Genomic DNA, 20,025 nt, shown 5'->3' on the forward strand with positions numbered 1-20,025 from the left:
AAAGCTTTATCGAATTCGTACTCCCTCGGCTATCCGAGCGAGCCGCCGGTAGGAGTCGAGCCTCCGGTCCAGGTCAAAGCTGTTCATGGTGACCAGGATCTCGTCCGCGCCGGTGAGCTCCACCAGCGCGCCGAGTTCGATCTCGACCTCGTGCGCGGTGCCGTGGATCTGCCCCTTGCGGGATTCCTCGAACAGCGCCCGCTCCCGCTCGGTCATCTCCGTCGCCAGCACCCGTTCGGCGGGGGACAGCGGCGGGAAGGCGCCGCTCGTGCGCGATCGCGCGGTCGCCCACGCCTCCGGCACCTGCAGCAGCTCCGCCTCGCGGGCCGTCTCACCGACGGCGACGTTGGCCGCCACGATGACATACGGCCTGGCAGCCCAGGCCGAGGGGCGGAACCCGGTGCGGTAGCGCGAGATCGCCTCCCGCAGCCGGGCCCCGCCGCCGCCGATCACCATCGGCAGCCCATGTTCGGCGGCGATGTCCGCCCCGGAGCCCATGGCCAGCACGAACACCTGCGGCCGCAGCCCCTCGGCGGGCAGCGCGTGCACACCGGGATGCCCCCGCTGGTCCCCGGTGAAATAGCCGAGCAGCTCCGCCAGCTGCCCGCCGAACTCGTCGGCGTCCTCCTTGCCATGGCCGAGCGCCCGGCGAATGCCGCCGGTGAAGCCCACCGAGCGGCCGAGCCCCATGTCGACGCGGCCCGGGTTCAGCGCCTCCAGCACGCCGAACTGCTCGGCCACCACCAGCGGCCGGTGGTTGGGCAGCATCACGCCACCCGTGCCCACCCGGATCCGGTCGGTGGCCGCGGCGACGGCGGCGGCCAGCACGGTCGGCGCCGAGCCGGCCACCCCTGGCACGCTGTGGTGCTCCGACACCCAGAACCGGTGGTAGCCGAGCTCCTCCGCCTGCCGGGCGAACCTGACGGTGTCGCGCAGCGCCGTCGCCGGGTCGTGCCCCTCGCGGACGAGGGAGCGATCGAGGATCGAAAGCTTCATCACATATGTCGGCAACAGCGCCGGAGCTCGGCTGCTTCCGGGCTACTTCTGATAGAGGCCGACCGACCAGCGGACCGGGCGGTTGGTGGCAGTGCCCAGTAGCTTCCAGGTGACCTTGACGGTGGTCGTCTTGTTCGTGGGATAGCTGAACTCGCTCACCGCCGAGGGGAAGGCGCCACCCTCCCATACGCCGCAGGAGCCGCTGCCCCCCGCCGGGTGGCCGTTCGCCATGAAGCTGAACCACAGGCGACCGGCCAGGTCGCCGGTGCACAACGTGTCGAAGCCCACCTTGCCCCGCACCTTGAACGTGGCGGAGCCGTTCTGAGGCCAGACGCCGGTCTTCGTCTCCGCGAGCCGTGCCTCACCCGCGTGATCCGGCAGGGCTTTGAGCGGCGGTGGCTCGGCCGGTCGCGCGGGGGGCGTCCACTCGTACACGGCCAGTGACCAGAGGCCGCGGGTGGGTTTCCGCGGCACGCACGTGCCGTTTCGCATGAGGCAACCACCGCCACGGACCGTCGTGTTGAACGTGAGCGTGAGCTTCGAGCCGCTTGTGGCGGCCGGCACCAGTAGCGGTCGCAGTTGCATGCTCCGCGAGCACCCGCCGAAGTCGGCTGAGGTGGACCTGCCGTCACCCGTGGACACGCTCGGCGCGTCGGTGCTCGGTCCCGCGCAGACCGCTCCGACGTCGAGCGGCTTGCCAGAGACCGGGATCGTCACGGATACCTTGGTCGGCCCCGCCCTCTTGATCGCCGTGATGGCGATCCGCCGGTACTTCGTGCCGTCCGAGGTGGTGAAACGCTCCGGCAGAAAGTCCGCCGGCTGCTTGGGGACGAGCGTGGCCTCGGAGGCGGTCGCGGGCCGCGGCTCCGTCGGCCTGGAGAGGGACCCGGGGAGGAGGGAGACGCCCAGCGCGACGGCCGCCGCCACCGCGGTCACCCCGCCGCCGCCCAGCGCGCGCCTGCGCAGGCGGATCCGCCGGATGCGGGCCGCTATCTCTTCGTGCCGGGCCGGGTTGGCGGGGGAGGGGCCGTCACCGTGCTCGCGCAGGACGTCCCGCAGGTCATGAACGGTCATCGGTGCAGCTCCTTCACCATGGTCTCGTCCACTCGCAGCACGACCACCGCCCGCTGCCTGGCGGGGAGCCGGCCGACGGCCCGCCACAGCGCGTCGCGGTCGTCGGAGACCGGATCGCTTGCCGGGGTGTCCGGCAGGTCGTCGCTCGGCAGCTCACGTCGCCATCTCCGGCGCCACCACGAGGTGTAGGTGGTCACCAGGACCTTGCGCACGTACGCCTCTGGCTCCTCCACACGAGCCCAGGCGAACCACGCCTTGGCCAGCGACTCCTGGAGCAGGTCCTCCGCGCTCGCCCAGTCGTGGGTCAGCAGGTACGCCGTGCGTAACAGCCGATCCGATCGAGTGACCACGAAGTCCTGATATATCCCCCGGTCCGCCACGTACCGCCTCCTGTCGTCGCCTGTCGACGGTAGGGACGCATCGAGTGCGGACCTAGGTTGCCCCGTCCATCTGGCGGCTGAGCGTGAAGGGCACCAGCTCGCCCAGCCCCCGTACGGACAGGCGGCTGACCGGGCGCAGCTCGAAGGCCCGGTCGCCCGCCAGCTCCTCGGCCATCTCCGGGCCCGCCAGGATCGTGTCCGGATAGGCCAGCGCGGTCAGCCTGCTGGCCAGGTTGACGGGGGTGCCGAAGACGTCGCCCATCCGGCCGAGCACCGGACCCACGGCCAGGCCCACACGCAGCTGCGGCATGCCCTTGTCCTTGGCGTGGGTCTCGATCAGGCGCAGGCCGATCTCCGCCGCCTCGTGCGCCTTCCCGGACACGAACAGCACCGAGTCGCCCAACGTCTTGACGATGCGCCCGCCGCCCGAGGTCACCACGTCGGCCGAGCGGCCCTCGAACCTGTCGACCAGCCCGGCCAGCTCCGTCTCGGTGATCTGCCTGCTCAGCCTGGTGAACCCGACCAGGTCGGCGAACCCCACCGTCAGCCGGACCGCGCTCGTCTCCTGCTCGGCCAGCCGGTGGGCGGAGGCGGCCAGCTGGCGCCGCCACGCGTAGACCAGCAGCCGGGCCAGGTCGGGCATCACCCGATCGGCCCGCCTGCGCCACGCCCTCGGCCGCTCGCTCAGCGGCACGCCCGCCTGGTCGAGCGCGTCGGCGCCCAGCTCGGCCTGCGACTCGGCGAGCCGGGCCGTCGCCCGGCCCAGGGACCTGGCCATCAGGAGCACGTGCTCCTCGTCGTAGACCCCGTCGCTCACCATGCCGAGCAGCGTCCGCAGGGCCGCCACGTCGGAGTCGGTGAACTCGACGGCGTCGTCGGCGACGTTCGCGAAGCCCAGGGCGCGCCAGAACCGGCGGGCGCGGTAGACGGGCACGCCGGCCATGTCGGCGACCTGGTGGCTGGTGTAGCGACGGGGCTCGCGAAGGAATGCCTCCGTCAGTCCATCCGGATCCTCGCGCGCCACGACCGCAACATAACACCTGGCTACTCCAGGAGCGCACGCAGAGCGGGCCGCTCCTCCTCCGGGACATATCCCACGTAATAGTCGTACATCGTCTGCCGGGAGAGCCGGGCGGCCAGCGGACCGTCGCCGGCCCGGACGGCGGCCAGCACCTCCTCGTGATGCCCGATGCTCTGCCGCATCAGCGCCTCCCGGTCCGCGGCGGCGGCGATCTTGCCGGAGACCAGGCCGAGGACGATCGAGCGGACCACGTCCGTGCAGATCTGGATGAGCTTGTTGCGGCTGGCCCGCGCCACCGCGTCATGGAAGGCGATGTCGGCGGCGCTGAACGCGTCGTAGCCCACCTCCACCGCCGCCCGCATGGCCGCGATGGCCGCGTCCATCTCCGCGAGCTGCTCGTCGGTGCGCAGCCGCGCCGCCAGCAGGTTGGCCGAGGCGTCGAGCACCATGCGGAACTGCACCAGCTCCCCGAGCGACAGCTCCTCCACCCGGGCCAGCGTGGTCATCGACTTGTGTAATGCGGCGGGGGAGAAGGGCTGCACCTCGGCGCCGTTCGGGTCGCCGGGCCGCGACCTGACCAGGCCGCGCGCCTGCAGCACCCGCAGCGCCTCGCGGACGGTGGAGCGGCTCACCGAGAACTGGCCCATGAGGTCGCGCTCGCTCGGCAGCCGTTCGCCGGGACGCAGCGCGCCGCTCTCGATCGCCTCCTCGACCTGCTCCACGATGCGCTCGTAGGCGCGTACGGTACGCACCGGCTCGAACCGTGGACCACCCATGAAGCCCCCTTGACCCGAGCCGTCGCGGACTGGCAATCTGCGTAGCCTACTGGTCCGACCAGTGCACTAGCCAGGAGGCTGTAAGACATGAGGCGAATCGGCACCTGGATCGCCGTGGGCGGTCTCCTGCTGGCCACGGCCGCCTGCGGCGGCGGTGGTGGATCGAACGGCGGATCCAACGGCGGGCAGGCCGCCAAGAGCGCGTCGCTGGCGGTCGGGTTCGTGGCCGAGCCGGCCAACCTGGACTTCACCTCCACCGAGGGCGCCGCGATCCCGCAGGCCCTGCTGGTCAACGTGTACGAGGGCCTGGTCAAGCTCGACCAGGACGGAAAGATCCAGCCGCTGCTCGCCGAGAAGTGGGACGTCTCGGCCGACCGCAAGACCTACACCTTCACCCTGCGCAAGGGCGTCACGTTCACCAACGGCGCGCCCTTCACCGCCGACGACGTGATCTTCTCGCTGGACCGGGTGAAGAAGGACTGGCAGCTCAAGATCAAGGCGCAGCTCGACGTGGTCGACAAGGTCGAGAAGGAGGACGAGTCGACCGTCATCGTGACGCTCAAGCACCCGAGCAACGGCTTCCTCTACTCGATGGCGACCCGGCTCGGCGCGATGTTCAGCCGCACCGGCGTCGCCGACCTGGCCAACAAGCCCGTCGGCACCGGCCCCTACCAGCTCGGCTCGTGGAAGCGCGGCGACTCCATCCTCCTTAACGCCAACCCCAAGTACTGGGGCGCCAAGCCGAAGCTGTCGGCCGTCACGCTGAAGTACTTCAAGGACGCCACGGCGATGAACAACGCGCTGCTGACCAGCGGCATCGACGTCATCTCCGCCGTCCAGGCGCCCGAGTCGCTCCAGCAGTTCGCCGACCCCAACCGCTTCCAGACGGTCGAGGGCACCACGAACGGCGAGGTGGTGCTGTCGCTGAACAACGGCCGCCCGCCGTTCAACGACAAGAAGGTACGCCAGGCCGTCCGCTACGCCATCGACCACAAGGCGCTGCTCGACACCGCCTGGGCCGGGCGCGGGCAGCTGATCGGCTCGATGGTGCCGCCCACCGACCCCTGGTACGAGGACCGCACCGGCGACTACCCCTTCAACGCGGCCAAGGCCAAGGAACTGCTCGGCGGCAAGACGTACAACGTCAAGATGCGCATCCCCAACCTGCCCTACGCGGTCGCGAGCGCGCAGGTGGTCAAGTCACAGCTGGCCCAGGTGGGCATCACGGCCGACATCGAGCCGCTGGAGTTCCCGGCGCGGTGGCTGGACGTGGTGTTCAAGCAGGGCGACTACGACATGTCCATCATCAACCACGTAGAGCCCCGGGATATGGGGATTTTTGCGGATAAGTCTTACTACTTCCGTTATGACAATCCGGAGTACGGCAAGCTGCTCGCCGCCGCCGACGCGGGCACCGAGCAGGAGCAGATCGACGACCTCAAGAAGGCCGCCAAGCTGCTCTCCGACGACGCCGCGGCCGACTGGCTCTTCCTCTTCCCCAACCTGATCGTGGCGAAGAAGGGCGTCACCGGGCTGCCGAAGAACGGTATCGCGGAGGCCTTCGACTTCACGGCCCTCGCCAAGCAGTGATCCTTTACCTGCTGAAGCGGCTGGCGGTGCTCCTCGCGAGCACCGCCGTCGCCGGGGTGGCCGTCTTCGCCTTCATGGCGCTGCTGCCCGGCGACCCGGCCGAGATCGCGCTGGGCGTCAACGCGACGCCCGACGCCGTGGCCGCGCTGCGCGAGCGGTTCGGCACCGACCGGCCGCCGCCGGCCCAGTTCGCCGACTGGTTCGGCGGGCTGCTCCACGGCGACTTCGGCACCTCCTACGTGACCAGCTCGCCCATCGGGCCGCAGATCGGTGACCGCCTCGGCGTGACGGCTGTGCTGGTGCTCGGCGGCATGGTCATCGCGCTGCTCATCGCGGTGCCCGCGGGCACGTTCGCCGCCGTCCACCACCGCAACCCCCTCGGCGTGGCCATCAGCGCGGCCAGTCAGGTCGGCATCGCGATCCCGGCGTTCCTGGCCGGCATCCTGCTGGTGTTCGTCTTCGCGGTGAAGGCGCAGGCCCTGCCGTCGGGCGGCTACGTGCCCATCGCGGAGGACCCCCAGGCGTGGCTGCTCGGCCTGCTGCTGCCCTGGCTCTCGCTCGGCCTGGTGCAGGGCGCCGTCCTGACCAGGTACGTCCGCAGCGCCGTGCTCGACGTGATGCGCGAGGACTACCTGCGCACCGCCCGCGCCAAGGGCCGGGGCCGGATGGGCGCCCTGTGGCGGCACGGCCTGCGCAACGCCTCCATCCCCGTGGTCACCGTCCTCGGCCTGCAACTGGCCACGCTGCTCATCGGGGCGGTCGTGGTCGAGCGGGTGTTCGTCATCCCGGGACTGGGCGACCTGCTGCTGAACGGCGTCGCCGGGCGTGACCTGCTGCTCGTCCAGGGTGTGGTGATGGTGCTGGTGGTGGCCGTGCTGCTGATCAATTTCGTGGTCGACGTGACGTACGCCGTACTCGATCCGAGGCTGCGATGAGGGGGCTGCGATGAGAGGCCGCGTGAACGCCGGGCTGATCGCCGGGGCCGTGCTGGTCGGGATCGTCGTCCTGGCGGCGCTGGTGTCGTTCGTGTGGACCCCGCACGACCCCACGCTCGTCGACGCCGCCAACAAGCTGCGCGAACCCGGCGGCGGCTACCTCCTCGGCGCCGACAAGTTCGGCCGCGACACCTTCAGCCAGCTCATGGTCGGCGCCCGCACCACGCTCTACGTGGGCATCGTCGCCGTCGGCATCGCGGCGCTGATCGGCACGCCCCTCGGCATGATCGCGGGGATGACGCCGCGCGGCTGGCTGTCGGAGCTGATCATGCGGGTCAACGACCTCGTGTTCGCCTTCCCCGCCCTGCTGCTCGCCGTCATGCTCGGCGCCGTCTACGGGGCCGGGACGCTCACCGCGATGATCGCCATCGGCGTGGCGACCGTGCCCGCGTTCGCCCGCGTGGCCAGGGCTGCCACGATGCAGGTCATGGTGACCGACTACATCCTGGCCGCCAGGGCGGCCGGGCGCCGCCGCGCCGCGATCGCCGTACGGCACGTGCTGCCCAACATCGGCTCGATGCTCATCGTGCAGGCGTCGGTGTCGTTCGCCATCGCGATCCTGGCCGAGGCGGCGCTGTCGTTCCTCGGCTTCGGCACCCGGCCGCCGATCCCCTCGTGGGGCCGCATGCTGCAGGAGTCGCAGGAACTGCTCTTCTCCACCCCGCGCCTGGCCCTGTGGCCGGGCCTGGCGATCGCGCTGGCCGTACTCGGGTTCAACCTCCTCGGCGACGGCCTGCGCGACTATCTGGACCCCAAGCTCAGGAGGATCCGTGCTGAGCGTTGACGGGCTCACGGTCCGCGCCGACGCGGTGGAGCTGGTCCGCGAGGTGTCCTTCGACATCGCGCCCGGCGAGCGGGTCGGCCTGATCGGCGAGTCCGGCTCGGGCAAGTCGCTGACCGCGCTGTCGCTGATGGGCCTGCTGCCCGAAGGCGTACGCGCCTCCGGCACGGCCCGGCTGGGCGGGCGCGACCTGGTCGGCGTACCGGAAGGGCGGATCAAGGACCTGCGCGGGCGCGAGGTGTCGATGGTCTTCCAGGAGCCCATGACCGCGCTCAACCCGCTCATGCGCGTCGGCGCGCAGGTCGCCGAGGTCATGACCCTGCACGGCCGCCCCCGCGCCGAGGCCCGGACCCGCGCGGTCGAACTCCTCGACCGGGTACGCCTCCCGCGCCCCGCCCAGCTCGCCCGCTCCTATCCCCACCAGCTCTCCGGCGGCCAGCGGCAGCGCGTCATGCTCGCCATCGCCCTGGCCAACGAGCCCGGCCTGCTCATCTGCGACGAGCCCACCACCGCGCTCGACGTCACCGTGCAGAAGCAGATGCTGGAGCTCATCGCCGAGGTCGCGCCCGCGCTGCTGTTCATCACCCACGACCTCGCGGTGGTCGCCTCGGTGTGCGAGCGGGTCCTGGTCATGTACGGGGGGCGGGTCGTCGAGAGCGGTCCGATCCGTGAGGTCTTCACCCGGCCCCGCCACCGCTACACCGAGGGCCTGCTGGCCGCCTCCAAGCTGACGCCGCGCGGCACCCGGCTGCCCACCATCAAGGGCAGCGTGCCCGCCGCCGGGCGGTTCCCCGAGGGCTGCGTGTTCAGCAACCGCTGCCCGCACGCCACCCAGCGGTGCGAGACCGAACCGGAGCTGACAGGAGAGGGCCATGCCCACGCATGCTGGCACCCCGCTGATTGAGGCCCGCGACCTCACGCGGGTCTACCGCCGTCCCCGCAGCTCGCTCACCAGGCAGGGCGAGGCCGTGCACGCGCTGCGCGAGGTGTCGCTCACCGTACGGCGGGGCGAGCGGTTCGGCATCGTCGGCGAGTCGGGCTCCGGCAAGTCCACGCTGCTGCGCCTGCTGTGCGCGCTCGACCAGCCCACCAGCGGGTCGATCCGCTTCGACGGCCAGGAGATCACCGGGCGGCCGGAGCGGGCGCTGAAGTTCCTGCGGCACAGCCTCCAGATCGTCTTCCAGGACCCGATGAGCTCGCTCGACCCCCGGATGCGGGTGCGCGACCTCGTCGCCGAGCCCCTGGTCGCGCTCGGCGAGCCGGTCGGCGGCCGGGTGGGCGAGCTGCTCGACGCGGTCGGCCTGCCCGCCTCGGCCGCCGACCGCTACCCGCACCAGTTCTCCGGCGGGCAGCGGCAGCGCATCGCCATCGCCCGCGCGCTCGCGCCCCGGCCCCAGGTGCTGGTCGCCGACGAGCCGGTCAGCGCCCTCGACGTGTCGGTACGCGGCCAGATCCTCAACCTGCTGGCCGACCTGGTCGACGAGCTCGGCCTCACCCTGGTCTTCGTCTCGCACGACCTGTCCGTGGTACGGCACGTCTGCGAGAGCGTCGCGGTCATGAACGACGGCTCGATCGTGGAGACCGGGCCCGTGGACGAGGTCTGGGCCGCGCCACAGCACGCTTACACGCGGACGCTGCTGCAGGCCGTACCGACATTGGAGGGATTGCTGTGATCGAGGTGGATGAGGCCGGGGTCGTGGAGTTCACGCAGGCGCTGGTCCGCATCCCGAGCACCAACGACCCGGCGCGCGGCCGCGACGAGCGGCCCGCCGCCGAGCTGGTCGCCGCCAAGATGCGCGAGTGGGGGTGGGAGCCGGTCGTGGACGAGGCCGCGCCCGGCCGGCCCAACGTCGTGGCCGTGGTCGAGGGCGGCGGGGGTGACGGGCCGACGCTGATGTTCGAGGGACACACCGACGTGGTCACCGAGGGCGATCTGTCGACCTGGACCGTGGACCCGTTCGGCGGGGAGATCCGTGACGGGCGGCTGTGGGGGCGCGGCAGCGCGGACATGAAGTCGGGCCTGGCCGCCACCCTCTACGCCACCCGCGCCCTGCAGCTGGCCGGGCCGTTCCCCGGGCGGATCAAGGTGTGCGCGCTGGCCGACGAGGAGGGTCTCATGCTCGGCGCCCACCACTTCGTCGCCACCGGCCTGGCCGCCGACGTGGACGGCGCCATCGTGGCCGAGCCCGAGGCCGGGGAGATCTGCGCGGTGGCCAAGGGCGCGCTGCGGCTGCGGGTCGACTTCACCGGCAAGATGGCGCACGGCGCGATGCCGCAGCACGGCCGCAACCCCGTCCAGGCGGTCGGGGCGCTGCTGGTGGCGCTGCGCGCGCTGGAGACGGAGCTGCAGGGGCTGCACCCCGCGCACGAGCACCTCGGGGAGGTGTACGTGACGCCGACCGTGGTACGCGCCGGGACCGAGGAGCAGGTGAACGTCATCCCGGCGACCGCGTCGGTCTTCATCGACGTACGGACGATCCCCGGCGTGGAGCACAAGCCGGTGGCCGATCGGGTGGCCGCGCTGGCGGCCTTCGAGGGGATCGCGGCGGAGGTGTCCATCCTGGTGGACCGGCCGCCGGTGGACGTGCCCGTCTCCGACCCCGTGGTGGTCGCTTTGGCCGTTGCGCACCAGCACGTGACGGGCACCGCGCCCGTGTACGGCGGCGTGCCCGGATCCACGGACGGCACCGTGCTGACGCACTGGGGCGGGATCCCGTCGGTCGTGTACGGGCCGGGCGGCAAGTGGATCGCGCACCAGGCGGACGAGTACGTCGAGGTGGCGGAGATCGTGCGGTGCACCCAGGTGTTCGCCGAGGCGGCCCGGCGCTTCCTGACCCGGTCGTCGTCGTGACGGCCGGGGCGACGAACTCGCTGGTGGACGTCACCGGGCTGCGGGTCGGGCACGCCCAGCGGGTGGGCGACGGTTACCGCACGGGGACCACCGTCGTGCTCGCGCCGCCCGGCGGCATGGTGGCCGGGGTGGACGTGCGGGGAGCCGCGCCCGGCACCCGGGAGACCGAGCTTCTCGACCCGCGCAACCTGGTGGAGCGGGTGCACGCCATCGTCCTGACGGGCGGCAGCGCGTACGGGCTCAGCGCGGCCTGCGGGGTCATGGACCGGCTGGCCGACGCGGGGATCGGCTTCCCCGTGGAGGGCGGCGTGGTGCCGATCGTGCCCGCCGCCGTCATCTACGACCTGGGCCGTGGGGGCGCGTTCCGAGCCGTTCCTGACGGCTCGCTGGGCGCCGAGGCGTACGACGCCGCCGCCCACTCCCACGGCCCGGACCCGTGGACGTGCGGGTCGGTCGGGGCGGGCACCGGCGCCGTGGCGGGCGGGCTGGCCGGCGGCATCGGCACGGCCAGCGTCGTCCTGCCCTCCGGGGTCACCGTGGCCGCGATGGCGGTCGTCAACGCCGTCGGATCCGTGCTGGACCCCACCGGCGGACGGCTGGCCGGCACCCGCTACGGGCTGCCCGGCGAGTTCGACCACCTCGGCGAGCCCGGTGAGGAGGAGGTGGCGGCCTGGCCAGGCGCCACGGTGACGTCGTTCAACACGACGATCGGCGTGGTGGCCACCGATCTGACGCTCACCAAGGCGCAGTGCGGCAAACTGGCCGGTGTGGCGCACGACGGGCTGGCCCGGGCGATCAGGCCCGCCCACACCATGGTCGACGGCGACACCGTCTTCGGCCTGTCCACCTGCGCCCTCCCCTTCCCCTTCCTCGGGACCACGGCGCCGGGCAGCCCCGAACCCGGCGCTGCGGGCTTCGAAGGCCCGGCCGGCAGCTCCCGGGGCGTTGAGGGCGCTGCCGGAAGCAGCCGGGCTTTCGGGGGCGTTGCGGAGAGCAGTCGGGGTTTCGAGGGCGCCGCCGGAAGCAGCCGGGACCCTGAAGGTGCTGCCGGGCCGGCGCCTGTGGGTGCCGGGCGGAACGCGCCCGGTGCCGCCGGGCTGCATGACGTGCTGGCCGCCGGGGCCGATGTCTTCAGCCGGGCCGTGGCGCACGCGATGCTCGCCGCCACCGGCCGCGACGGCGCGCCCGCGTATCGAGACGTGTTTCCAAGCGCTTGGGGGAAGTAGCGTGACATTTCAGGACTGGCCGGGGAACTGGTCCAGAGACTGGCCCGGCGGGCTGCCCGTGGGTGACGGGTGGGTCGAGGTCGAGGACACCGCCGACGTGGTCTTCCCGTACGACGGCTCGGTGGTGACGGCCGCCCCCGTCGGCACCGCCGCCCTGGCCCGGCAGGCCGTCGAGGCTGCGCTGGCGGTCGCCCCCGCCATGGCCGCGCTCCCCTCGCACGCCCGCCGCGCCGCGCTCATGGCCGCCCACGACGCCCTCGCCGCACGGCGTACGGAGTTCGAGCGCCTGCTCGTACTCGAGACCGGGAAACCGCTGGTCGACTGCCAGGTCGAGGTGGCGCGGACGCTCGTCACGCTCCTCACCGCCGCCGAGGAGGTGGCCCGGCTGCACGGCGAGACCGTACCGCTGGACCTGCTGCCGTCGGGGGAGGGGCTGATCGGGTTCTGGACGCGGCGGCCGATCGGGGTGGTGGTCGGGATCACCGGCTTCAACTATCCGCTGCTGCTGGCCGCGCACAAGATCGCCCCGGCGGTGGCCGCGGGCTGCCCGGTGATCGTCAAGCCCGCGCCCGCGACGCCTCTGGCGACGCTCTGGCTCGTCCACCTCCTTCGCGAGTCGGGCGCGCTGCCTCCCGCCGGGGTACAGCTCGTCACCGGCGACGTCGAGGTGGGCCGGACGCTGGTCGAGGACCGGCGGATCGGGGCCGTGTCGTTCACCGGCTCGGCCGCCGCCGGGCACGCCATCGCGAAGAGCGCGGCGCCCACCAAAGTCCTGCTGGAGCTGGGCTCGAACGCCGCCTTCGTGGTGGCGGCCGACGCCGACCTGGAGGCCGCCGCCGCGGCGGTGGTGCGGGGCGGCTACTACGCCTCCGGGCAGGCGTGCATCTCGGTGCAGCGGGTGCTGGTGGAGGAGCCGGTCCGTGACGAGTTCCTGTCGCTGCTGGCCGGGTGGATGAAGGACGTGGTCGTGGGCGACCCCCGCGACCCGCGGACCCGGGTCGCGCCGCTGATCGACCCGGCCGCGACCGAGCGGGTGCTCGGCTGGGTACGCGACTCGGGCGCGACGCTGGTCACCGGCGGCGGGCTCGACGGGCGGGCCATCGCGCCCACCGTGCTCGCCGACGTGCCCGACGGGGCCGCCGCCTGGGACGAGGAGATCTTCGGCCCGGTGGTGTGCGTACGCTCGGTGCCCGGCCTGGACGCCGCGTTCACCGCCGTCAACGCCTCCAGGTACGGGCTGCACGCCGCGGTGTTCACCCGCTCGCTGGCCACGGCCTTCGCCGCGATCGACCGGATCGAGGCGGGTGGCGTGGTGGTCAACGAGGTGCCGGGGTTCCGGGCGGACAACATGCCCTATGGCGGGGTCAAGGACTCGGGCACCGGGAGGGAGGGGCCCCGGTTCGCCATCGAGGAGCTCACGGTCACCCGGATGGCGATCATCCGCCCTTGAGGGAGGGATGTACGGATCCTCGGCGCCAGGAGACCCCCGATTCCGCAACCCCCACCCTGGCCCCGCACCCGCACCCCGACCTCGGGCTCCGACCCCCGCCTGGGGTCCTGGCCTGGGTCCCAGGCCGGGGGTTCGTGGGGTCCTCGGCTCGGGTCTCTGGTCCCCGGGCCGGGGCAGGGATAGAGGTCAGAGTTCGTCGAGGATCTCGATGTCCTCCGCGGTGACCTCGCGGGCCACCCCGAACGCCGCTGTGGCCGCGGCGGTGCCGGGTAGTGCCTGGCGGGCCGCTTGCAGGCTGGCGGCTGAGTCCCAACGCCAGACGCCGACCCACGTCTCGTCGTCGAGCCGGCCGAGGCGCGCCTCGGTGAGGCCCGGCAGTGTGGCCCTGACCGCGGAGACCAGGGTCGCGTGCCGAGACCGAACCTGTTCGGCGTCGGCGGGATCGGCCTGGAAACGGGTGACGCTGATGACTGACATTGCTTGACCATTTCTCTAGAGTTGACTTCTAGCGACTTAATCTAGAGATAGACTCTAGGCATGAGCGATGTCAAGCGGCCGAACAAACGGGCGGAGAAGGCGAAGGAGACCCGCCGGCGCATCCGCGCGGCGGCATTGGAGCTGTTCGTGCAGGACGGATACGGGGCGACGAATCTGCAGGACGTCGCCGACAGGGCCGGGGTCGCGGTGCAGACGATCTACTTCGTCTTCGGCAACAAGCGCGCCCTGCTGAAGGAACTGGTCGACGTCACGATCGCGGGTGATGACGAGCCGGTGGCCACGATGGACCGGCCGTGGTACACCACAGCGTTGTCCGCCGACACGGCCCAGGACATGCTGCGCGCCTACGTGGCGGGCGCGACCGCGGTCCTGGAGCGGATCGCGCCGATCGGCAAGGTGCTGGAGGCGGCGGTCGCGAGCGACCCCGAGGTCGCCGCCCTGTGGCCGCACGACGTCGACCCGCGTTACGTCGTCCAGCAAGGGGCTGCCAAGGCACTGGCCGGCAAACCGGGCGCACGGGCGGACCTGCCGGTGGAGGAGGCCGCTGATGTGCTGTACGGGCTGCTCAGTCCGGAGCTGTACCTGCTGTTCGTCCGGGAGCGTGGCTGGTCACGCGAGCGCTGGGAGAGCTGGGTCGGCGAGACCTTGCGCAGCAGACTCTGCCGGCCCTGACCTGGCGATGCCGGCCCAGCGCGTCGGCCGCTCAGTTGGGCGGGTCGAAGCGTCCGTCCACGGCGGTCCAGCCGCCGTCCACGTACAGGACGGAGCCGGTGACGAAGCTCGCCGCGTCGCTCGCCAGGTAGACCACGGCGCCCGCCATCTCCTCCGCCTGCGCCCACCGGCCGAGCGCGCTCTTGGCGGCGTACGCGTCGTACCAGCCGGGATTGTCCTTGATCTGCTGGGTCAGCGGCGTCTCGACCACGCCCGGCGCGACCGCGTTGACCCGCACGCCGGACGGGCCGAACTCGGCGGCGGCGGTGCGCAGCAACTGCACCAGCCCGGCTTTCGTGGCGGAGTAGACGCCCTGGCCGGGCTCGGTCACCGACGCCCGGATCGACGCGAACCCGATGATCGAGCCGCGCCCGCGCTCCACCATCCCCGCGCCGAACGCGCGGACCACGTCGAACGAGGCTCGCAGATTCAGGCGTACGACCCGCTCGAACTCCTCGCCGGAGTAGTCCAGCAGCCGCTTGCGCACATTCGTGGCGGCGGTGAACACCAGCACGTCGGCGGGCGCTTCGGCGGCGAGGGCCCGTACGGCCTCCCCGTCGAGGACATCGACCTCGCGCGAGGCCGCCCCGCCGCACCGTTTCGCGGTCTCCTCGGCGGCGGCGGGGTCCAGATCCGCGCAGACCACCTCGGCACCGTGCGCGGCCAGCGCCAGCGCCGACTCCCGCCCGATCCCGCTTCCGGACCCGATCACCACAGCGCGCCGCCCATCCAGGCGGAACAACGCGTCGTATGCCGTCATGGCGGCCAGCCTAGCGACTGGTCTGACCAGTACACCAGGTCTGCCCTGAGATGGTGTCGGCGTTTCCCAGGGACAGCTCAGGGGCGATCACCGATGATGCGGGCCAGGGCGGCGCGGCATCGTGGTGGCATGATCTCCACCGACACCCCTGCGAACAGCCCCACGCACAGCCTCACGAGCAGCGTCGCCAGGGCTTCCTTCACCGCCGGACCCGCCGCCTTCCTCGGCGGCTGGCTCCTCATGCGTCCCATCGGCGGCGATCTCATGCCCGGTCCCTGGTGGACGGCCGCGCACGCCGTGTGGTTGCTCGGGTTCCTGCTGTTCGGCGTCATGGTGCTGGAGCTGCGCCGGATGGCGGCGCCCACGACCCGCGGGCAGAAGGCGGCCGTGTGGGCGGTGACCGGGGTGGCGCTGTTCAGCGTTCTGGCCAATGTGGCCCAGCTTGTCATCGACCTGGTGGCCGGGTTCACCTCGGCGGACGGGGAGGCGATGCGGGCGGTCTTCGACCAGGTGCAGGGGTATCCCGGGGTGGAGCTGGTCGTGTACTCGGTGGGCGCCCAGCTGTTCTTCGTGGCCCTGCTGGTGCTGGCCGGGATCATGGCGGTGCTGCGGCGGGTCACCTCGCTCAGCGCCGTGGTCGTCGCGGCCGGGCTCGTGGTGCTGGCCGTGGCGATGCTCGGCGTCGGCCGCGACTCGGCGCTGGTCGCGGTGGGGATGGCCGTGCTGTGGCTGGGGGCGCTGCTGCTCGGCCGCGGGCCTGGCACACCGGCGCTCAGTGTCTAGAAGACCACTGAAGACCTTGTGGGCCAAGGACCAGGGCGAGGGCTTGGGAGAGGCGGCGGATCGCGCGCAGCGGAAGGTCGTCGAGGTCGGTGACGAGGTACGTCGCCTGGGTCGCCCGGAGCGGCCGGACGGATCTGGACGCGCTCCGGGCGGCCCTCACGACCTGGCTCGGCCCGGGGCGGTGATCAGGTGGCCTTGCCGCGGGCGACGTAGAGCTTCATGTCGGTGAAGTCGACGGTGATGTTGTAGGGCTTCCAGAAGCAGTGGGAGAACCAGCCCATCGCGTCGAACCCCGTCCCGAACGGCCACGGCACGTTGATCGCCGAGTTCGGGTTCGTGTAGCAGTAGACCTCCTTGGCGACGGCGTCGCCGAGGCGGATCTCCTTCGGGTAGCAGGGGTAGACGACGGCCGGGTGGCTGTTGCCGAAGGTGCCGATCTCGCGGTCGTAGTCGGCGCGGATCCCCAGCTCCTCGCCTGTCTTCCCGCGTAGGCCGGCGGCGATCTCGCTGGTCCCGCCGAAGTTCACGCCCACCACCCCGACGCGGGAGCCGGCGCTGCCGGTGAAGCTGCCCACACTGTGCAGGTACTGCTCGCGGGCCAGCCACAGCGGCAGGGCCTTGGCGCCCGCGCGCGCCTTCCTGGCCGCTTCGGCGGTTCTGCGGCGCAGGATCAGCGACCGGCCCGCGTAGTCGAAGGTGGTCAGCAGGTGGTAGAAGACCCACGTGCCGATCAGCCCGTCGCTGTCGGTGCCGACGTCCTCGCCCGACTCCGTCGTCGACCAGCCCACGGGGACGTTGCGCAGCTCGATGCCGCCCAGCTTGAGGGATTCCAGCACGCCGTAGTACGCCCAGAGGGTGCCGTTCTCGTACTCGACCTTCTGGCTGGCGACGGGGTTCAGCCCGGCCTCCTTGGCCACCGACCCCCGCAGGCTCAGATTCGGGGCGCCGGTATAGAACATGAAGCGTTTGGCCGGCCCGCCGTTGACCGAGCCCTCCACCAGCGGAATCGGGTCCATCTGCTGGATCGGCAGCCGCGCGGAGTCGCCGTGGACCTGGTACGCCTCGCCGCTGACCGCCGCGAACCACTTGGCGTAGCCGTCCTCGCCGGCCGCCTTCCAGTGCGGTGCGGAGAGAGCTAGTTTGTCCTGCCGGATGTAGCAGTCGCCCAAGTAGGAGTTGGTCTCCTTGTCGTCGGGGGCCAGTGTGAGGGCCAGCTTGAAGTACTTCTCGGCCTCGGGGAACCGGTTGGACAGCAGCGCCACGTAGCCGCGCTGCCGGGCCGCGTGCAGGTTCTTCGGATCCGCTTTCAGAATCTCCTCGTACGCGCGGGCGGCCTGCTCGAACTTCCCGGCCTTGAACAGCGCGTCCGCGTCACCGCCGGCGGCCAGCGCCGTGGCCGCCCCGCCCAGCAGCGGGGCTGTCGCTGCCGCGCCGGCCAGCACCGCGGCGCCCCGCAACACCGAACGCCTGTCCCATCCTCCGTCGTCAGCCAACGCCTTCTCCCTTTCGTGATCACATCGCCGGAACGCCCTCCACTGTCGGCCAGCGGTGTCCTCACCTCGTGCGCGCCGTGTCATGGTCGTGTCACGGCCGCGACCGGGCAGCCCGTCGCTACCGGGAGCAGGTGCGGGGGCCGACGCTCTGCCCGGCGCCGACGACGGTGACCTGGGCGGCGCGTCCCGGCGTGGCGGCGTCGACCGTACAGACGATCTGCTCGACGGCCAGTGCCGACAGCTCGCCGGCCGGAGTGGACACCGTCACCGACAGGCGGCCCACCCGAAGGCCCCCAAGTCCATCCCACCGCAGCGCCACAGCCACCAACACAAGATCTTCAGTGGTCTTCCAGCCCCGTTTTCCGCAGGTGTGTGATCGTCAGCGGAGGTCTCGAGGGTCGACGCCGGGGACGGACGTGCCTTCGATCTCTCAGCATGAGTTGTCCGACCGGTTCAGATCACGCGGACCGGTTCACGCTTTCCTTTTGCCGGACGTACCAGGTGACGATCCACAGAGCCAGGCCGATCGCCAGCAGTACACCCGCGATCTGGTACTGGCCGGCCGGACGCCCGGAGGACCATGGCAGCACCAGGTAGAGGCACGTGAACGTGCCCACCACGGGCAGGATTCGGCCCGCCTTGAAGTGCTTCTCGGGCACCCGGTCCTTGCGCAGGACGAGCACGGACAGGTTGACGAGCGCGAACACCGCGAGCAGGAGCAGCGACGTCGTCCCGCCCAGCAGGGCCACGACCGGGCTCTCCGGGTCCAGCGAGACGAAGGTGATGAGACCGCCCGCGATGGCGGTGGTGAACAGGATCGCCGCCTGCGGCGTGCGGCGCGTGGGGTGCACCTTCGACAGGAAGGCCGGCAGCACGCCCTGCCTGCCCATCCCGTAGAGCAGCCGGCTGGCCATCAGCATGTTGATCAGCGCCGAGTTGGCGACGGCGAACATCGAGATGAACGGCAGCAGGTCGGCGATCGGGAAGCCGGGGGCCGCGGTCTGCACCACCAGCGACAGCGGGGTCTCGCTGTCGGCGAGCTTTCCGACGGGGACCACGGCGACGGCGCAGATGGAGACGAGCACGTAGATCAGACCCGTGATCCCGAGACCGGTGAGCATCATGCGGGGGAAAATCCGGGCCGGGTTCTTCGTCTCCTCCGCCATGTTGACCGAGTCCTCGAACCCGACCATCGCGAAGAACGCCAGCGACGTGGCGGCGCTGACCGCCAGGAACACGCTCTTGTCCTCGGGGGTCTCGAAGGCGACGACGCGGGAGAAGTCCGCGTTCCCGCCGGAGATGAAGTACAGGCTGATCACGATGACGAGCAGCAGTCCCGAGAGCTCGATCGCGGTGAGCACAACGTTGATCTTGACGCTCTCGCCGACGCCCCGCAGGTTGACCGCCAGGACCAGGAGCATGAAACCCAGAGCGATCATCAGGATGACGCCGTTGCCGGCGTCGAGCCCGAATCCGGTGCTGAGGTTCGCCGCGAAGGCCCGCGAGGCGGCGGAGGCTGAGGTGATGCCGGAGCACATCACGGCGAAGCACACCATGAAGGTCAGGATGTGCGTGCCGAAAGCCTTGTGCACGTAGAGCGCGGCTCCAGCGGCCTGCGGATATTTGGTGACCAGCTCCAGGTACGAGCACGCCGTGATCAACGCGACGAAGAAGGCGATGGCGAAGGGCAGCCAGGCGGCGCCCCCCACCTCGCCCGCGACCTGGCCGGTCAGCGCGTAGATGCCGGTTCCGAGAATGTCGCCGATGATGAACAGCAGCAACAGCCCCGGGCCCATCACCTGCTTCAGGCTGGGCTGCTCGCCGCTGTTCGTCGCGAGGTGGCCGGGTGGACTGGTATGTGCCACAGGGGGATTCCTTATCGTGCGGCCGCTGTAGTAGGTGATCACGTACCCCACCCGACCCGCGGATACTCCGGCCCGCGCGGCGGCTTCGTGAGGCAAGGCCCGCGGGAATCCCCGATCACGGCCTAGCGCTTCGGGCGGGCCGCCCAGTCCGATCTGAGCAGTGCGTACTCCACCTCGCCCTGATCGGATCCGTCGATGACGTCCGGCCAGTCCTGGAAGAACGTCCGTACGAAGCGCAACCCGCACTTCTCCATCACCCGCCGGGAGCCGCGGTTCACCGTCATCGTCTGGGCGAAGATCCGGCGGACGCCCAGCTCGGCGAACGCCTTGTCGATGAGGGCCCGCGAGCCCTCCGTCGCGTAGCCCTTGCCCCAGCACGACTTGCGCAGCCGGTAGCCCAGCTCGAGCTCGTCCTCGGCGCCGCCTTTGGGCGGCCGCAGGAGGAACCAGCCCAGGAACTCGCCCGTCTCCCGCTCGACGGCGGCGAAAAAGTGGCCGCTGCTGATCAGGACGGGCAGCGTCTCGCCGACGATCACCTCGCGCGGGGTGGCCTTGCCACCGTTGAGGTAGCGCATCACGTCGGGGTCGTTGTGCAGCTCGACGAGGTCGTCGGCGTCGGCCTCGGTGAAGCGGCGTAAGGTCAGGCGGTCGGTCTCCAGGTAGATGTGCACGCGCACAAGCTAGCCACAGGCGCTGCGGCTTAACACCTGGGAAGACCTCAAGCAGGAGTTCCGCTGCGGTGAGAATGAGGCCACGACCCTGGTCGGCCTGCTGA

The 20,025-nt window shown here is 71.3% G+C and carries 21 protein-coding genes; 10 read left to right on the forward strand and 11 right to left on the reverse strand.

The window, feature by feature from the left end; genetic code table 11:
• Window positions 1–6 precede the first annotated feature (6 nt).
• From LDL49_RS35375 to LDL49_RS35395, 5 genes are all read right to left on the reverse strand, one after another.
• Complete coding sequence (locus tag LDL49_RS35375) at window positions 7–996, reverse strand: LLM class flavin-dependent oxidoreductase (protein WP_225297784.1); 990 nt, start codon at window positions 994–996, stop codon at window positions 7–9.
• A 42-nt stretch (window positions 997–1,038) separates the two neighbouring features.
• Window positions 1,039–2,070, reverse strand: coding sequence for a hypothetical protein (locus tag LDL49_RS35380; RefSeq protein WP_225297786.1), 1,032 nt, complete (start codon window positions 2,068–2,070; stop codon window positions 1,039–1,041).
• Window positions 2,067–2,420: a sigma factor gene (locus LDL49_RS35385; protein WP_225297788.1), complete on the reverse strand. Its 354-nt coding sequence runs from the start codon at window positions 2,418–2,420 to the stop codon at window positions 2,067–2,069. The genes LDL49_RS35380 and LDL49_RS35385 overlap by 4 nt, the downstream gene beginning before the upstream one ends.
• 82 nt (window positions 2,421–2,502) lie before the next feature.
• On the reverse strand, window positions 2,503–3,474 hold the full coding sequence (locus LDL49_RS58640; protein ID WP_225297790.1) for an adenylate/guanylate cyclase domain-containing protein: 972 nt from the start codon (window positions 3,472–3,474) through the stop codon (window positions 2,503–2,505).
• A gap of 20 nt (window positions 3,475–3,494) precedes the next feature.
• Window positions 3,495–4,247, reverse strand: a complete 753-nt coding sequence (locus LDL49_RS35395) for a FadR/GntR family transcriptional regulator (RefSeq protein ID WP_225297791.1) — start codon at window positions 4,245–4,247, stop codon at window positions 3,495–3,497.
• 87 nt (window positions 4,248–4,334) lie between these two features.
• Here LDL49_RS35395 and LDL49_RS35400 point away from each other — a divergent pair, with 87 nt between their 5' ends.
• From LDL49_RS35400 to LDL49_RS35435, 8 genes are read left to right on the forward strand one after another with little or no spacing between them, the layout of a single operon-like run.
• A complete protein-coding gene (locus LDL49_RS35400; RefSeq protein ID WP_225297793.1) occupies window positions 4,335–5,837 on the forward strand; it encodes an ABC transporter substrate-binding protein in 1,503 nt (500 codons plus the stop codon).
• Window positions 5,834–6,772 carry an ABC transporter permease gene (locus tag LDL49_RS35405; RefSeq protein ID WP_225297795.1) on the forward strand — a complete coding sequence of 313 codons (939 nt, stop codon included), beginning with the start codon at window positions 5,834–5,836 and terminating at the stop codon, window positions 6,770–6,772. Before LDL49_RS35400 ends, LDL49_RS35405 begins: the two co-directional genes overlap by 4 nt.
• Before the next feature lie 10 nt (window positions 6,773–6,782).
• Window positions 6,783–7,616, forward strand: coding sequence for an ABC transporter permease (locus LDL49_RS35410; RefSeq protein WP_225297797.1), 834 nt, complete (start codon window positions 6,783–6,785; stop codon window positions 7,614–7,616).
• The gene (locus LDL49_RS35415) at window positions 7,603–8,517 is read left to right on the forward strand and encodes an ABC transporter ATP-binding protein (protein ID WP_225297798.1); all 915 of its coding nucleotides are present in this window, start codon (window positions 7,603–7,605) and stop codon (window positions 8,515–8,517) included. Before LDL49_RS35410 ends, LDL49_RS35415 begins: the two co-directional genes overlap by 14 nt.
• Window positions 8,486–9,286, forward strand: a complete 801-nt coding sequence (locus LDL49_RS35420) for an ATP-binding cassette domain-containing protein (protein ID WP_225297801.1) — start codon at window positions 8,486–8,488, stop codon at window positions 9,284–9,286. The genes LDL49_RS35415 and LDL49_RS35420 overlap by 32 nt, the downstream gene beginning before the upstream one ends.
• Complete coding sequence (locus tag LDL49_RS35425; RefSeq protein ID WP_225297803.1) at window positions 9,283–10,464, forward strand: M20 family metallopeptidase; 1,182 nt, start codon at window positions 9,283–9,285, stop codon at window positions 10,462–10,464. The genes LDL49_RS35420 and LDL49_RS35425 overlap by 4 nt, the downstream gene beginning before the upstream one ends.
• The gene (locus LDL49_RS35430) at window positions 10,407–11,690 is read left to right on the forward strand and encodes a P1 family peptidase (RefSeq protein ID WP_225297805.1); all 1,284 of its coding nucleotides are present in this window, start codon (window positions 10,407–10,409) and stop codon (window positions 11,688–11,690) included. Before LDL49_RS35425 ends, LDL49_RS35430 begins: the two co-directional genes overlap by 58 nt.
• Window position 11,691: 1 nt before the next feature.
• Window positions 11,692–13,140, forward strand: a complete 1,449-nt coding sequence (locus tag LDL49_RS35435) for an aldehyde dehydrogenase family protein (protein WP_225297808.1) — start codon at window positions 11,692–11,694, stop codon at window positions 13,138–13,140.
• 186 nt (window positions 13,141–13,326) lie between these two features.
• Here the strand turns inward: LDL49_RS35435 and LDL49_RS35440 are convergent, their stop codons facing one another.
• Window positions 13,327–13,617 carry an antibiotic biosynthesis monooxygenase gene (locus LDL49_RS35440; protein WP_225297810.1) on the reverse strand — a complete coding sequence of 97 codons (291 nt, stop codon included), beginning with the start codon at window positions 13,615–13,617 and terminating at the stop codon, window positions 13,327–13,329.
• 60 nt (window positions 13,618–13,677) lie between these two features.
• Between LDL49_RS35440 and LDL49_RS35445 the strand changes: the two genes are divergently transcribed.
• Window positions 13,678–14,310 carry a TetR/AcrR family transcriptional regulator gene (locus LDL49_RS35445; RefSeq protein WP_225297812.1) on the forward strand — a complete coding sequence of 211 codons (633 nt, stop codon included), beginning with the start codon at window positions 13,678–13,680 and terminating at the stop codon, window positions 14,308–14,310.
• A 31-nt stretch (window positions 14,311–14,341) separates the two neighbouring features.
• Here the strand turns inward: LDL49_RS35445 and LDL49_RS35450 are convergent, their stop codons facing one another.
• On the reverse strand, window positions 14,342–15,109 hold the full coding sequence (locus tag LDL49_RS35450) for an SDR family NAD(P)-dependent oxidoreductase (protein ID WP_225297814.1): 768 nt from the start codon (window positions 15,107–15,109) through the stop codon (window positions 14,342–14,344).
• Between the two features lie 129 nt (window positions 15,110–15,238).
• Between LDL49_RS35450 and LDL49_RS35455 the strand changes: the two genes are divergently transcribed.
• Window positions 15,239–15,892, forward strand: a complete 654-nt coding sequence (locus tag LDL49_RS35455; protein WP_225297816.1) for a hypothetical protein — start codon at window positions 15,239–15,241, stop codon at window positions 15,890–15,892.
• A 185-nt stretch (window positions 15,893–16,077) separates the two neighbouring features.
• On the opposite strand, the gene LDL49_RS35460 is transcribed toward LDL49_RS35455, so the two are convergent.
• The 4 genes from LDL49_RS35460 to LDL49_RS35475 all read right to left on the reverse strand — a co-directional run bounded on the left by LDL49_RS35460 (window position 16,078) and on the right by LDL49_RS35475 (window position 19,921).
• Window positions 16,078–17,385, reverse strand: coding sequence for an aspartyl protease family protein (locus tag LDL49_RS35460; protein ID WP_225297818.1), 1,308 nt, complete (start codon window positions 17,383–17,385; stop codon window positions 16,078–16,080).
• Window positions 17,386–17,503: 118 nt separating this feature from the next.
• Window positions 17,504–17,710 (reverse strand): hypothetical protein, encoded by a 207-nt coding sequence (locus tag LDL49_RS35465; protein WP_225297820.1) that lies wholly within the window; start codon window positions 17,708–17,710, stop codon window positions 17,504–17,506.
• A gap of 133 nt (window positions 17,711–17,843) precedes the next feature.
• Window positions 17,844–19,250, reverse strand: a complete 1,407-nt coding sequence (locus LDL49_RS35470; RefSeq protein WP_225297822.1) for an APC family permease — start codon at window positions 19,248–19,250, stop codon at window positions 17,844–17,846.
• Between the two features lie 122 nt (window positions 19,251–19,372).
• Complete coding sequence (locus tag LDL49_RS35475; protein WP_225297824.1) at window positions 19,373–19,921, reverse strand: GNAT family N-acetyltransferase; 549 nt, start codon at window positions 19,919–19,921, stop codon at window positions 19,373–19,375.
• Between the last annotated feature and the right edge of the window lie 104 nt (window positions 19,922–20,025).

The sequence above is a fragment of the Nonomuraea aurantiaca genome, assembly GCF_020215705.1.
GTDB lineage: Bacteria > Actinomycetota > Actinomycetes > Streptosporangiales > Streptosporangiaceae > Nonomuraea > Nonomuraea aurantiaca.